This window comes from Plantactinospora sp. ZYX-F-223 (genome assembly GCF_039649625.1).
Classification (GTDB): Bacteria; Actinomycetota; Actinomycetes; order Mycobacteriales; family Micromonosporaceae; genus Plantactinospora.
In genome coordinates, this window is record NZ_JBDJAV010000002.1 from 180,399 (window position 1) to 194,032 (window position 13,634).

The following is a 13,634-nucleotide window of genomic DNA, read 5'->3' on the forward strand; positions in this document are numbered from 1 at the left end:
CGCTGGGCGCGTACCAGGGGTTGGCCGAGGCGGCGACGGCGACGGTGCAGATCTTCGGACCCGCCCTGTTCACCGTCGCCGTCGGCAGGTACGGCAGCGCCGGCTGGCTGTTCGTCGCCGCGATCTTCCTGCTCGCCGCGTCGCTGCTTCCGGTACTCGTCCGGCGGGCCCTGCCCGACCGCCCGGCCAACCCCTGACCCCGCGCCGACACGGCTCCTAGTCGCTGCTGTTCGCGATCGCCTCCTCGAACTCGCCCCGCACCTTGTCGCCGCCGGTGCTACGCCACTGCTTGAGGATGTCGCCCCAGGCCGAGACCGGCTTGCGCCCGCTGAGGATGTCCATCTGGGCGTCGTTGACGATCGTGCCGAGCTGCCCGGACCGCCGCGACCAGGTGTCGGAGAAGAGCCCGAGCGTCGGATCCTTGATCGCGGTCGGGATGATCGACTTCTGGTACTCGTACGACTTGCGAGTCGCCTCGGCCTCGCCGGGCACGAAGATCACGTCGGGGGCGTCCACGATGTAGCGGATCCCGAGTACCGTCTGGCTCACCCCGGCCTGGGTCAGCTCCGGCCCGCCGCCCTCCATCCGGTAGTGCACCCCGGCGACGCCGTACCGGCGCAGCAGCCACTCCTCGGTGCCGAACGGCGCGGCCAGCCAGTTGCAGACCTTCAACAGTGCCCGGATCCGACCCTCGTCGGCCTTCTTGAACGCGGTGAAGTTGTTGGTCGCCTGGGCCTGCCAGGTGGCCGCGAACCCGCCGCCGCCGTGCAGGGGCGGGCGCATGCCGCCGATGTCGAAGTCGGGCCCGGCGATGTTCTCCGCGAAGAACTGCGGCCAGGCGGTGTACCGGTCCGCGATCATCAACGCGCTGCCCGCGTTGAACCACTTCTTCGTCGGCGCGTTGTTGGTGAAGCTGTCCGGATGCACCACACCGTCCTTGACCAGCCGGGCGGTGTCGGCGAGCGCCTGGGTGAACTCCTCGCTCTCGTACGCGCTGACCAGCTTGCCGCCCTCCAGCTTCCATCGCCAGGGGTTGCCGAGCATCTGCCGGACGAAGTCGAGCGGAGCCTGGGCCACCGCCCAGCGGTTCGCCCGGGCATCGGTGATCTTGCGGCAGACGTCCCGGAACTCGGCGAAGCTGCCCGGCTGGAGGTCGGCGCCGAGCTGCTTGAACAGGTCGTCCCGGCGCATCATCAGGGTGCCGCCGATGCCCCGGGGCACCGGCAGGCCGTAGATGCCGCCGTTGTAGCGGCAGTCCCGCCAGGCGTCGGTGGGCAGGTTCGCCAGGAACGGGTACTCCCGCACCGCGTCGCCGCTCAGATACGGGGTCAGGTCCTGGCACTTGGCGGCGAGCCAGGCCGGCAGGTTCGCCGTACCGGCGGGCAGGCCGTTCGGGGTGTACAGCGCCGGCACGATGACGTCCGGCAGGTCGTCCCCGGCGACCAGGGTGGCGAACTTGGTCGGCATGTCGGCGTTGGGCACGATGGTCAACCGCAGGTCGACGCCGAGCCGCCGGTTCATCTCCTGCCAGAACGGGTTCTGCCCGACCGCGGGCGGCACCGGCGAGTTGGTCAGGACGAAGGCGGAGAGTTCGCCGCCGTCGCCGGGCGGGCCGTCGGTGGCCTGCACCGGCGGCTCCGGATATTTCAGGAAGGCGTCCAGCAGGCCCTGCCGGTTGCCCTTCAGGTCCGGGGTGACCCCGGTGTACGGCGTGTAGTTCGGCAGCCTGGCCGAGCCGCTGGCCCGGTTGCGATCGCCGCCGGTGGTGGTGCCGCCGTCGCCGCAGCCGGCGAGCAGTCCCGGGCTGGCGATCATGGCGGCGGTGCCGAGCGCACTGGTCAGGAATTGTCGGCGGCCGATCGCCGGTTCACTTGTCATCGTTTGCTCCTTGGCGTAACGCCTGCGGGAATCGGGGGAGGAGGAGCGGTATTTCAGCCCTTGACCGCGCCGATCAGCACACCCTTGGTGAAGTGCCGCTGCACGAAGGGATAGACGACGAGGACAGGGACGATGGAGAGCACCAGGATGGCCATCTGGATCGCCTCCTGGGGCGGCAGTGCCGCGCCGGCCGAGCCGAGCTGGTCGACGCCGAGCTGGGTCTGGTTGACCACGTATGTCCGCAGCACGAGCTGCAACGGCCACTTCGCGGTGTCGTTCAGATAAAGCAGGGCGCTGAAGAACGCGTTCCAGTACGCCACCGCGTAGAACAGCCCGATGACCGCGAGTACGGCCTTGCTCAGCGGCAGGACGATCCGGAACAGGATGGCGGCGTCACCGGCACCGTCGATCCGGGCACTGTCGATCACCTCCCGGGGCAGGTCCATGAAGAACGCCCGCAGGATGATCACGTTGAACGCGTTGACCGCGACCGGCAGGATCAACGCCCAGTAGCTGTCCAGCAGCCCGAGGCTCTTCACCACCAGGTAACTCGGGATGATGCCGGGGGTGAAGAGCAGGGCGAAGAGCACGACCATCAGCAGCGGCCGGTGCGCCACCGACCGCGGGCGGCTCAGCCCGTACGCCAGCAGGATGGTGGTGGCCATGCTCAACGCCGTACCGGCGACGGTGACGAAGAGGCTGACCAGGGTCGCCCGGGTCACCACGCCGCCGGAGAGGATCGCGGCGTACGCGGCGAAGCTGACCTCGTCGGGGACGAGCACGAAGCCGCCGTCCCGGGTGATCTGCTCATGCGTGGCGAGGCTGGTGGAGACGATCCCGAGGAAGGGTACGACCACCGCCGCGCAGCAGACCGCCAGGACCACGCCCTTCAGCGCGCGTACCGGCCTCGACGCGGCCGTGACACCCGCGATGGTCGGCCGGTTGCTCATCGCTGGTATACCCCCTGCTCTCCGAAGCGGTGCGCGAGCCGGTTGGCGCCGAGGACCAGGAGCAGCCCGACCAGGCCCTTGACCAGACCGACGGCGGCGCTGACCCCCCAGTCACCGGCGAGGATGCCGTTGTTGTAGACGTACGTGTCGAGCACCTCGCTGGCGTCCGCCCCGACCGCCGGCTGCTGGAGCACGATCTGCTCGAAGCCGACGGTCAGCGCGTCACCGAGCCGCAGGATCAGCAGCAGCACGATCAGGCCGCGCAGCCCCGGCAGGGTGATGTGCCACAGTTGGCGCCAGCGGGTGGCACCGTCCACTGCGGACGCCTCGTAGAGCGTGCCGTCGATCCGGGACAGCGCGGCCAGGAAGAGGATCGTCGCCCAGCCGGCGTCCTTCCAGAGCACCTGGCCGGTGACCAGGGCGAAGAACGCGTCCGGATTGTTGACGATGCTGACCGTGCCGAGGTCGTGGTCCCGGAGGAAGTTGTTGAGCAGCCCGCCGTCGCCGAGCAACTGCATGAAGATCGCGACCACGATGACCCAGGAGAGGAAGTGTGGCAGATAGAGGACGCTCTGCACGGTCCGCTTGAGCCGTTCGGACATCAGGCTGTCCAGCAGCAGCGCGAGGGCGATCGGGGCGGGAAAGACGACCAGCACCTGGAGCAGGGTGATGATCAGGGTGTTGGTCAGCGCGTTCAGGAAAGCCGGGTCGCCGCTGACGATGATCCGGAAGTTCGCCAGCCCGCTCCACGGGCTGTCGAGAATTCCGACGTACGGCTGGTAGTCCTTGAACGCGATGACGTTGCCGAGCCACGGTAGATAGTGGAACGTCAGCAGGAGTGCGACGCCGGGAAGTGCCGCGAGCAGCAGGATGCGGTCCCGCCGTACCCGGTCCCACCACGACAAGCCGGCCCACCCCATTCAATCCCGCCGGATGCGACGCGTGAACACGATGGATCGCGACAGTTCCGGAAGTCGGCTGTTACATCCGGGTAAACCTAGAGTCGACCCTGATGAGCGTCAAGACGTGGATCTATGCCGCCGGAATTCCCCGCCGAGCAGCGCGGCCAGCAGCTCAGTGCTGGAGTGCCCTGGCCAGCACGGTGACGTCCTCGTCGCCGAGCCCGTGCTCGACGGCCCGCTGCCACTGCGCGGCCAGACTGTTGGCCACCGGGAACCGGTCGATGTCGACCTCGTACAGCGCCAGGTTGACGTCCTTGAGCCCGAGGGAGAGCGGATACTGCGCCGAGTACTCGTCCCGGCCGATCCGCTCCAGCTTCTCGGCCGCCCACTGGGAGACCAGCGGGCTGCCCTGCAACGCGCCGAGCACCGCCGCCCGGTCCAGGCCGAGGGAGTGCCCGAGCGCCATCGCTTCGGCGATCCCCTCGGCGAGGAAGGCGAGCAGCATGTTGTTGACCAGCTTGAGCCGGGAACCGGCACCGACCGGACCAGCCCAGACGGTCCGCTGCCCGAGCGCGTCGAAGACCGGGGCGATCCGCCCCCGGGCCTGCTCCGGCCCGGAGGCGAGCACCACCAGTTGACGCCGTTCCGCCGGGCCACGGCTGCCCGCCACCGGCGCGTCCAGCAGGACCACGTCCGGACGCTGCTCGCGGACCAGCCCGGCGATCCGCTCGGTGTCGGAGACCCCGATGGTGCTCATCTGCGCCCAGATCGCGCCCTCGGCCATCTCGGCCAGCATGCCCTGGTCGATCGCGATGGCCCGGACCGCGTCCCCGTTCGTCACCATCGTGATCACCACGTCGGCCCGGCGTACTGCCTCGGCCGGGCTGTCGGCGACCTCGGCCCCCTGCTCACCGAGTTGCCGGGCCGGCCCCGGCCGGCGGTTCCAGACGACGGTCGGCAGGCCGGCCCGGACGAGGTTGGCCGCCATCGGCTGACCCATGCCACCCAGCCCGAGTACGGCCACCCGCTGCGTCTGCGCCATCGAAACGTCCCCCCGTAGGCCCTGCCTCCACCCGGCAGCGTAGGTGAGCGGGCGGTGCCGCCGGCCCGAAATCGGGCTGGGTCGCCTGGCCGGTGACAGGCTTCCTGGTGAAGGTGACATGGTTCCCGGTGACGTGAAGGTGACATGGTTCCCGGTGACCTAGTGCGGAAAGGCGCAGGGCTTCCGGCTCGACACGTCGTACCGGAACTCCTCGATGCGCGACGCCACCTGGCGGGCTCCGACGGTGTGCTCCAGACGGTCGAGATAGAGCGACCGTCGGGCCAGGGCGGCCAGCTCGACGGTGAAGTAGATCGCCATCAACGGGTTGACGAAGAGGGTGCTGCCGCTGGTCCTCCGGGTGAACTGGACGTCGCCGACCTCGCCCCGGGTGGCCGCCGCGATCTGCCCGTTGACGATGCTGGGCCGCAGCGGGGTGGCGGTCTGGGCCCGGGCGACCGCCTCCCGGTACAGGGTCGCCTCCCGGCTCCGCCCGGGGATCGACAGCGCGCCCAGGTAGGCGCCCTCGCGGTCCAGCGCGGCGAGGTTCTCCAGCACCTGGACGTGGTTGACCCCGTGGTACGCGTCGATGCCGAACCCGAGGCAGCAGACCAGCCGTACCGGCACCGGCAGCCCGGCGACCGCCCCGAGGCTGGTCATGTCCTCGACCGGGGTGCCGAGCCCGGCCTCGTCGCCGCGCAGCAGGATGTCGGTGCCCCCGTCGACCAGCACGATCGCGTCCACCTCGAACCGCTTCACCAGGTGCCGGTATGCCTTGCGCAGCGGCTTCACACCGGTGCGGGGGAAGGCGTACACCGTCGACGGGAAGCCGTGCCCGGCCAGCCACTCCGCGAGTACCCGCTCTGGGAAGTAGTCGGCGGGCCCCTTGGTCTCCGGGGTGACCGCCGCGACGTTCTCGGCCAGCCAGCAGTCTAGGTCGAGCAGTTCCAGTTGGGCGAAGGAGTAGTTGGCCAGGTGCACCCGGACACCGGCGTCCCAGAGCGCGATCGCCAGCGGAAGTCCGGCGTACACGTCGAACCCGCCTCCGGCCCCCGCGACCAGGACGCTGCGCGCGCCGGCCAGTGCGGCGAACAGCGGCGGGGTTGCCAGTCCGGCCACCGGGCCTCCCCACCCTCGTCGTCCCGGCCCGCCCGACCGGCGGCGGCCCTGACCGGACCAGGCCCGAATACTACTCAGCTCAGCCGGTCAGCACCGAGATCGCGGCGACCAGGTAGAGGCAGCCGCCGAGACTCACCGCGATCCCGGCGACCGCCGGCAGCCAAGCCGTCGCGGTCGCCGCCACCGGCCAGCGCCGGGCCGTCCCGGTCAGCAGCGCGAAGCCACGGATCGTGATCACGCCGACCCCGGTCAGCGTGCCGGCCATCCCGATCCCGAAGGCGAGCACCAGGACCAGCGCGTCCAGGGCTCGACCGGTCAGCAGGCCGCTGACCAGCACCAGGAACGCGGACGGCGAGGGGAGCAGGCCGCCGGAGAGGGCCAGCACGGTCAGCCCGCGCCGCGACCACGGATCGGTCGGCGCCGGTACGTCGTGCCGGTGCCCGTGCGTGCCGCCGTGCCCGTGCGCGTCCCCGTGGCCGTGGTCGCTGAGGTGCGCGTCCCCGTGGCCGTGGTGGTGCGGGTGCGTGTCTCCGTGCTCATGCCGGGACCCGTGTTCGTGCCCGTGGGCATGGTCGGCAACCGGAGCGGCCCCGTGTCCGCGCCCGACGAGGACGTGGCTGTGGCCGTGCTCGTGGTTGTGGCTGTGCCCGTGGCCGTGACTGTGCCCGTGGCCGTGCTGGTGGGACGCCCGACCCCGCAGGTGCCGCCAGCTCAGGTGTGCGCCGACACCGATCACCAGCAGCCCGGCCGCCACCTGCATCCAGGCTGTCAGCGTCTTGGTGCCGAGGCTCGCGGCGCCGCTGAGTCCGACCCAGGCGAGCGCCAGCACCAGGACGGAGAAGGTGTGCATCGCCGCCACGATCACGCCGAGCCGGACCGCGTCCCGGTAGCGGCCCCGGGTGCCGACCAGGTACGCCGCCGTCACGCTCTTGCCGTGGCCCGGGGCGACCGCGTGCGCGGCGCCGACCCCGAGCGCCACCACCAGGGCGAGCCAGAAGACGCCCCGGCCGTCGAAGAGGGCGACCAACCGGCCCTCGACACCGGTCACGATTGGCTCCGGGCGCGTCGGCGCAGCCGTACCGTGACCAGTGCGACGACCCCGACGAGCAGGGCGGCGCCGACGCCGGCCAGGGTGCGTACGCTGCTGGCCGGCAGGCCGCCCGCGCCGGGCGTGAAGCGTACCCGGTGGGTCTGCTCGGCGGCGGTGAAGAGCGCCCGGTCCGGCGCGGCCGGGGTCTGGCTGGTCAGCATCGTCCGGTACGCCTCGTTGAGGTCGGTCAGCGCGCCGACGGTGACGTCGAGGTCGACCACCTCGGCCGGGCAGTCGAAGGTGAGCCGGGCGCCCTCGTCGAGCAGCCGGTCCAGAGTGTCGAGCCGGCCCGGGCACGGGCTCCCGTCCTGCCGCACCGAGATCCGCTCCAGCAGGTAGTCGTGCACCCGGGGCGAGCGCTGGAGTTTCTGCTCCCCGGTCAGATTCGTCGCGACCGCGCCGAGGCGCGGGTCCTCGAAGGCGCCGAGCGACTGGCCGAGCGCCACCCAGTCGTCCTCGGCGGCGAGCCAGGCGAGGTCGACCCGGGAGCCGTGCACGCTGATCCGCGCGGTGGAGGGCGGGCCGAACGGGTGCGCGGCGGCCGGGGTCGCCGGGAGGGCGAGCGCGGACAGCACGGCCAGGCCGGCCAGGCCGAGCGCGACGGCCGGCGATGGGATGCGGGCGATCAAGAGGTCTCCTGACGTACGAACCGGCCCCGGACCACCGCACGGTGGCGGTGGTCCGGGGCGGCGGGAACTACTTCGTCACGGTGATGACCGGACTGGTGATCTGCTGGTTCTCGCTGTCCAGGTAGACCACGTGGGTGGTGTTCTTCTTCGCCGACGGCGGCAGCGCGAAGCTGTACACGAGCCGGCCCAGTTCGTCGGCCTTCTTGTAGCCGATGAAGACGCCCTTGCGGCCCGCGCCGTCCTTCGTGCTGCGCAGGTAGACGGTGACCTCCTCGCCCGGGTCGTAGCCGTAGGCGTTGACCCGGACCTTGCCCCTGGCCTCGACGACGGTCTTGTTGACCTTGACCTGCTCGCCGACGGTGTTCTCCGGGGTACGCAGCTCGTTGACGGTGCGCTCACCGGCCGCGTTCTTCCGGATCACTACGCCGTCGTGGTGCTGGCCGTTGGCGTACCGGGCCTCGTAGCGGATGCTGTCGCCGGTGACGTCGATGAGCTGGTAGAGCTGCTTGTCCTCGGCCTTGCTCATGATGTCGGCGTTGTTGTCGGTCCAGACCGAGCCGTCGACGTCGTACATCTTGCCGCCGGAGACCGACACCGCGTAGACGGTGCTGTCGTGCACAGTCACCGACTGGCGGGACGAGGCCACGCTGCCCCGGCCGTACGTGTGGTCGTGGCCCTGGAGCACCAGGTCGACCCCGTACTTCTCGAACAGCGGGCCCCACTGTGCCCGGACCACCGGGTTGTTCCGGCCCTCGGCCGTCGAGTAGACCGGGTGGTGGAAGGTCACCACGGTCCACTTGTTCGGGTTGTTCTTGAGCAGCCCCTCCAACCACGCGGTCTGCGCGGCCATCACGTCCGGGATGCCCTGCACGTTGCTGTTCAGGCCGATGAACCGGACACCCTGGTAGTCGACGGTGTACGCGGTCTTGGCCAGCTCCGCCGGCCAGCCCGCCGGCCCGTTGTCCGGGTACGGGAACTGCGGCGTCCAGAACTGCGACAGTGTGCCGCCGCTGTACTCGTGGTTACCGGGGATCGAGATGTTGTTGATCTGGCCGTCGATGAAGCCGCCGGCCTGGTACCACTGCCCCCACTGTTCCTCGCTGTTCGCGGAGTCGATGAGGTCACCGGCGTTGACGATCAGCTTGGCCTGCGGACGGTCCGCGAACGCCTGCCGGAACACCCGGGGCAGCGCCGAGTCGAGGTAGTTCTGCGCGTCGCCGTAGTAGATGAACGAGAACGGCGTGGCGTCAGGGGTGGCGGTGGTGAAGTCGGTCCAGGCGCTCCAGTTGGTGCCGTCGCCGACCCGGTAGGTGTACCGGGTGCCCGGCTTAAGGCCGACGAACTCCACGGTGTGGTAGGTCGAGGCGTACCCGAGGGAGGTGTTGACCGACTTGGTCGACAGTGCCTTGACGACCGAGACGGTGCCGGCGGCGGGCACCACCTGGCCGAGCGCGGCGGGCGCCTCCAGGATCTCGGCCTGGGCCCACTCGGGGGTGGCCTCGGCCCGCCAGGTCACCCGCTGCGAGGTCGCCGGGGTGGTGGTGGGGGTGAGGATGATGCGGTCGGGCATCGGGGACGGCCGGTGGATCTCGGCCGCCGGGTACTTGCCCGGTGCGGCGTCACCGAACGCCACCGGGCTGATGGCGAAACCGCCGACGAGCATGGCGGCGGCACCGATAGCGGCAAGTCTGGCCCGCCGGGAGCCGGCAATCCAGGGTCTCTTGACGTCACTCACTACAGGGATCACCTTTCGGGTGAAAGTGGGTACGGCCGCCGGCCCGCAGCCGGTGGCCAAGCGCATTCATCCAGAGGTGGACGACCGGCGGTCGGCCGTTGACTGGCCGCCGGGTGAACGGGCCTGGCCAGCGGGTTAATTCATGATCAACACGTCGTGCCCGGTGCCGGGCTTCACCGTGCGGAGACCGCCCGTCCATCGTCCGGGAACCGACCGTTCACCCCGGCCCACCTACCATGCCGGCGGCACCAGCCCGAGTCCCTCGCCCGCGCGACGGCCGGCATCCCCGCCGACCGCCCGACCCGCGGACCGCCCGACCCGTCGACCGTCCGACCCGCCGACCATCCCGACCGCCGACCCTACGGAGCACGATGAAACTGCCGTCCCGCCGCTGGGCGGTGGTCGCCACCGTCGGCACCCTGGCGGCGCTCGCCGCGGTCGAGCCGACGCCCTCGCCGCCGATCGTCAAGGGGGACACCTTCGTCACCGCGCAGACCGGTGGCCTGCTGAACATCGAGGGCGGGGAGTGCTTCTCCGACCCGGCGTACTCGCGGGAGGCCGCCGAGGTGGTCGTCCGGTACGAGCCCTGCGAGTCCGGCGCCGACAACCAGTCGTACGGCTTCCTGCGTGCCGATGACGGGCCGTGGGACCGTGCCCGGCTGGCGGACTTCGCCTGGCAGGGCTGCCGGGGCTACTTCGACCGGCGCTGGCCGGACCGCAACGGCGGCACCCTCGACTTCTATCCGATCCTGCCGACCGAGCAGACCTGGGCGGACGGCGATCGCACCGTGATGTGCGTGGTCTACCGCCCGCGCGGCCGGCTCACCGACTCGGTGCTGCCGCTGCGCTGAGCTGTGGTGCTGCCGCTGGGCTGAGCTGTTCCGGGCGGCCGCCCGGGCCAGGCGTCGCAACCGGTGCGGGCTCAGGCCCGGAGGCCGCCGTCGACCGGCAGGCAGACGCCGGTGACGAAGGAGGCACGGTCGCTGAGCAGCCAGGCGGCCGCCGCGGCGATCTCGTCCGGCTCGGCGGCCCGGCGCAACGGGGTGAGCGCGTTGAGCCGCTCGACGGCGGCCGGCTCGTCATCGGCCCACTGCCGGATCACCCCGGTCATGGTGGTGCCCGGGGCGATGGCGTTCACCCGGATACCCTCCGGGCCGTACTCGGCGGCAGCGGTCTCGGTGAGGCTGTTCACGGCCCGCTTCGTCGCCGCGTACGGGCCCAGTCCCGGTGCGCCGCGCAGGCTGCCGACGCTGCTGACGTTCACGATCGCCCCCGACCCGGCGGTGGCCCGGATCGCCCGGATCTCCGCGGTCATCGAGAGGAACAGTCCCCGATAGTTGACCGAGGTGACCAGGTCGAAGTTCTGCTCCGTCGCGTTCACCATCGGGGTCTGCGGGATCGAGATGCCGCCGTTGTTGAAGGCGATGTCCAGCCGGGCGTGCAGCCGGATCACGCTGTCCACCGCCGCCTGGATGCTGGCCCCGTCGGTCAGGTCGGCGAGCACGTAGTCGGCGGTCCCGCCGGCGTCGCGGATCTCCCCGACCACGTCGGCGAGTTCGGACTCGGTCCGGGCGGTCAGCACCACGGCGGCACCCTCGCGGGCGAACAGCCGGGCGGCGGCCGCGCCGATACCGCGACTCGCGCCCATCAGGAGCGCGACCTTGTCGCCGAGCAGGCCGGCTCCGCTGCCCGAGGCGTTCGTTCCGGTCATGAGGTCACTCTCTCATCACCGAACGGTGATCCGCAGGTACGCTCTGTATCTGCCCTTTTCGGCGGCGCCACTCTCACCGGGTCAGCCGTATGTGACCCTGGTCGCCGGCCGCCTCCAGGTCCCAGCGCTTGCCGAAGGCCTGGATCCGGCTCAGCCTGATCCGGCCGAAGTCCGCCGGCAGGTGGGGGTCGACCAGCAACTGGCCGTTCCGGGCCTCCAGCCCGAGCAGGGTACGGATGAACAACAGCGGCGCCGCGCTGGCCCAGGCCTGCGGGGTACAGGCGGTCGGGTACGGCACCGGCTTGCGCCCGTACGAGCGGTCGTAGCCGGCGAACGCCTCCGGCAGCCGGTGCGCGGAGAAGTCGGCCGCCTCCAGCATCGCCACGATGACCCGGGTCGCCTCGTCGCGGAACCCGTACCGGGCCAGGCCGTGCGCGATCAGCGAGTTGTCGTGCGGCCAGACCGTGCCGCTGTGGTAGCCGATCGGGTTGTAGCACCGGTTCTCGGTGGAGGTGGTCCGGATGCCCCAGCCGGAGAACATGTGCCCGGAGAGGAGTTGGCCGGCGAGCACCTTCGCCCGCTCCGGCGGCACGATGCCGCTCCAGAGCAGTTGCCCCATGTTGGAGGTCATCGAGTCGATCGGACGTTTGTCCCCGTCCAGGCCGATCGCGTAGTAACCGCCCCGCTCGTCGATCCAGAAGTCCCGGTTGAACTGTTCCCGGAGCTGGTGCGCGTCGGCGCGCAGCCGCTCGGCCAGCTCGGGATCCCCCAGCGGGCCGTCGGCGAGTTCGGCGACCCGGAGTTTCGCGTCGTAGGTGTAGCCCTGGATCTCACATGTCGCGATCGGCAGTACCGGGATGGTGCCGTCGGCGTAGGCGATGCCGTCGGGGGAGTCCCGCCAGCAGTGGTTGCCCAGCCCCTGCGGCGAGCGGGTGGCGTACTCGACGTACCCGTCCTGGTCGAGGTCGCCGTAGCGGTCGATCCAGCGCAGCGCGGCGTGCACGTTGTCCCGGAACCGCCGCACGAAGTCGTCGTCCAGCGTCCAGCGCCAGTACTCGGAGAGCAGGATCAGCCAGAGCTGGGTGGCGTCGGAGGTCCCGTAGTAGGGGTTGTGCGGCTTCTCGCCGGTCCGGGTCAGCTCGCCGCTGCGTACCTCGTGCAGGATCTTCCCCGGCTCCTCGTCCCGGAAGTCGTCCAGCCTGGTGCCCTGGTAGTTGGCCAGCGACCGAATGGCGCCCCGGGCCAGCCGCGGCCCGAACGACAGCGACTGGTACGCCGTAACCAGCGAGTCGCGGCCGAAGACGGTGAGGAACCAGGGCAGGCCGGCGGCCGGCAGCACGATGGTCTCGTCACCGATGTTCTGCTCGATCCGCAGCGCCACCAGGTCCATCTTGGACTTGTGCAGCACCCGGTTCAGCAGGTCGGAGTCCAGATCCTGGCTGGGGCAGTCCTCCCGCCAGTCGTGCGTGGGGTCCTCGCCGACCAGGTCGAAACCCTCGCCGAACTGGCGGTGCAGCGTGGGCAGCTCGGTCGGCCGCCGGGGCAGCGCCACCGCCAGCTCGGCCTCCCACTTGAGCCCCGGTTCCAGGCGCAGGTCCCAGATCAGGTCGTTCTCCTCCACCCGGTCCGCCGGCGGCGACACCTGGATGTCGGTGACCGCGGTGAAGTCCGCGTTGCGGTAGGTGAAGCAGAGCCGGGAGCCGTCGGTCGAGTGGTCCCGGGTGATGCTGGCGGAGCGGTCCCGGACCCGCTGCTTGATCTCGAACAGGTCGGCGAAGTCGGTGCCGACCCGCAGCCGGAGCTGCACCGACTGCACCTCGTTGGCGAAGCACTCCAGCTCGATCCGCTCCTGCATCGCGTCGCTGATGAACCGCTGGCGGCGTACCCCGACGCTGTTGGTCGGCACGTGCGGCAGGTCCGAGTTGGTCAGGAAGAAGGCCGCCGAGTCGTCGTCGACCAGCCCCGAGCTGAGGATCAGCAGCGGCGCCCCACCCAGGGTCAACTCCCACTGGCTGAGCAGCCGGGTGTCGTCGTGCACCAGGCCGCCGATGGTGCCGACCGGTACGTCCCCGGTGGCGTTGCTCACCATGAACGACCGGCCCTCCACCACCGCGACCGCGTCCGGGCCCAACTCCGGCGGCTGGGTACGCGCCACCGAACTCGGGGCGTTGGGGCTCGTCACCACCCCCGGGGTCGGATCGGCCGGGGTGGGACGCCGGACAACATTCGTCACGGCAGCCCCCTTCACCCGCACGAGAAGCGTGGCCATCCTGTCGACGCCAGCCTAGGCAGCGCCGGGGCGGGACCGGTGCCGAACGCGGGAACCAGCCCCTCGGCCTGTCTGGTCCCGTACCGGACGGGGGAATTCGGCGCGGCTGTCCCCCCGCCGCACCGGTGATCGCGGGCGCCGGTCCACGGCGGCAGCCCGGAGAACCAGGTCACCGCCAGCTCGTTCGCGGCGGCACCGTCCATGCCCGGCCGAGGTGGCGGGAGGTCCGGTCGAGGTGGCGGGAGGTCCGGTCGAGGTGACCGGCAGGTATGTCGGCCCCTTCCGGCGGGCACGAAGGGGGAGCGGAGACAA

General features: G+C 70.9%; 12 protein-coding genes. 2 read left to right on the forward strand and 10 right to left on the reverse strand.

The features are described from left to right. Window positions 1-44: 44 nt before the first annotated feature. Window positions 45-197, forward strand: a complete 153-nt coding sequence (locus AAH979_RS03210; protein ID WP_346256465.1) for a hypothetical protein — start codon at window positions 45-47, stop codon at window positions 195-197. Between the two features lie 19 nt (window positions 198-216). Here the strand turns inward: AAH979_RS03210 and AAH979_RS03215 are convergent, their stop codons facing one another. From AAH979_RS03215 to AAH979_RS03250, 8 genes are all read right to left on the reverse strand, one after another. Then, a complete protein-coding gene (locus AAH979_RS03215; protein ID WP_346256466.1) occupies window positions 217-1,878 on the reverse strand; it encodes an extracellular solute-binding protein in 1,662 nt (553 codons plus the stop codon). A 53-nt stretch (window positions 1,879-1,931) separates the two neighbouring features. Next, the gene (locus AAH979_RS03220) at window positions 1,932-2,828 is read right to left on the reverse strand and encodes a carbohydrate ABC transporter permease (protein ID WP_346256467.1); all 897 of its coding nucleotides are present in this window, start codon (window positions 2,826-2,828) and stop codon (window positions 1,932-1,934) included. Beyond that, on the reverse strand, window positions 2,825-3,733 hold the full coding sequence (locus tag AAH979_RS03225) for an ABC transporter permease subunit (RefSeq protein WP_346256468.1): 909 nt from the start codon (window positions 3,731-3,733) through the stop codon (window positions 2,825-2,827). The genes AAH979_RS03220 and AAH979_RS03225 overlap by 4 nt, the downstream gene beginning before the upstream one ends. Window positions 3,734-3,902: 169 nt before the next feature. Beyond that, on the reverse strand, window positions 3,903-4,892 hold the full coding sequence (locus tag AAH979_RS03230) for an NAD(P)-dependent oxidoreductase (protein ID WP_346256469.1): 990 nt from the start codon (window positions 4,890-4,892) through the stop codon (window positions 3,903-3,905). A 39-nt stretch (window positions 4,893-4,931) separates the two neighbouring features. Next, on the reverse strand, window positions 4,932-5,888 hold the full coding sequence (locus tag AAH979_RS03235) for a DUF1152 domain-containing protein (RefSeq protein WP_346256470.1): 957 nt from the start codon (window positions 5,886-5,888) through the stop codon (window positions 4,932-4,934). Window positions 5,889-5,967: 79 nt separating this feature from the next. Then, the gene (locus AAH979_RS03240; RefSeq protein WP_346256471.1) at window positions 5,968-6,936 is read right to left on the reverse strand and encodes a hypothetical protein; all 969 of its coding nucleotides are present in this window, start codon (window positions 6,934-6,936) and stop codon (window positions 5,968-5,970) included. Further along, on the reverse strand, window positions 6,933-7,607 hold the full coding sequence (locus tag AAH979_RS03245; protein ID WP_346256472.1) for a hypothetical protein: 675 nt from the start codon (window positions 7,605-7,607) through the stop codon (window positions 6,933-6,935). The genes AAH979_RS03240 and AAH979_RS03245 overlap by 4 nt, the downstream gene beginning before the upstream one ends. 67 nt (window positions 7,608-7,674) lie before the next feature. Continuing rightward, window positions 7,675-9,342 (reverse strand): metallophosphoesterase family protein, encoded by a 1,668-nt coding sequence (locus AAH979_RS03250; protein WP_346256473.1) that lies wholly within the window; start codon window positions 9,340-9,342, stop codon window positions 7,675-7,677. 371 nt (window positions 9,343-9,713) lie between these two features. Here AAH979_RS03250 and AAH979_RS03255 point away from each other — a divergent pair, with 371 nt between their 5' ends. Beyond that, complete coding sequence (locus tag AAH979_RS03255; protein ID WP_346256474.1) at window positions 9,714-10,193, forward strand: hypothetical protein; 480 nt, start codon at window positions 9,714-9,716, stop codon at window positions 10,191-10,193. 71 nt (window positions 10,194-10,264) lie between these two features. On the opposite strand, the gene AAH979_RS03260 is transcribed toward AAH979_RS03255, so the two are convergent. Both AAH979_RS03260 and AAH979_RS03265 read right to left on the reverse strand, forming a co-directional pair. After that, window positions 10,265-11,053 (reverse strand): glucose 1-dehydrogenase, encoded by a 789-nt coding sequence (locus tag AAH979_RS03260; protein ID WP_346256475.1) that lies wholly within the window; start codon window positions 11,051-11,053, stop codon window positions 10,265-10,267. Between the two features lie 73 nt (window positions 11,054-11,126). Continuing rightward, window positions 11,127-13,286 (reverse strand): glycogen debranching N-terminal domain-containing protein, encoded by a 2,160-nt coding sequence (locus AAH979_RS03265; protein ID WP_346256476.1) that lies wholly within the window; start codon window positions 13,284-13,286, stop codon window positions 11,127-11,129. Window positions 13,287-13,634 lie beyond the last annotated feature (348 nt).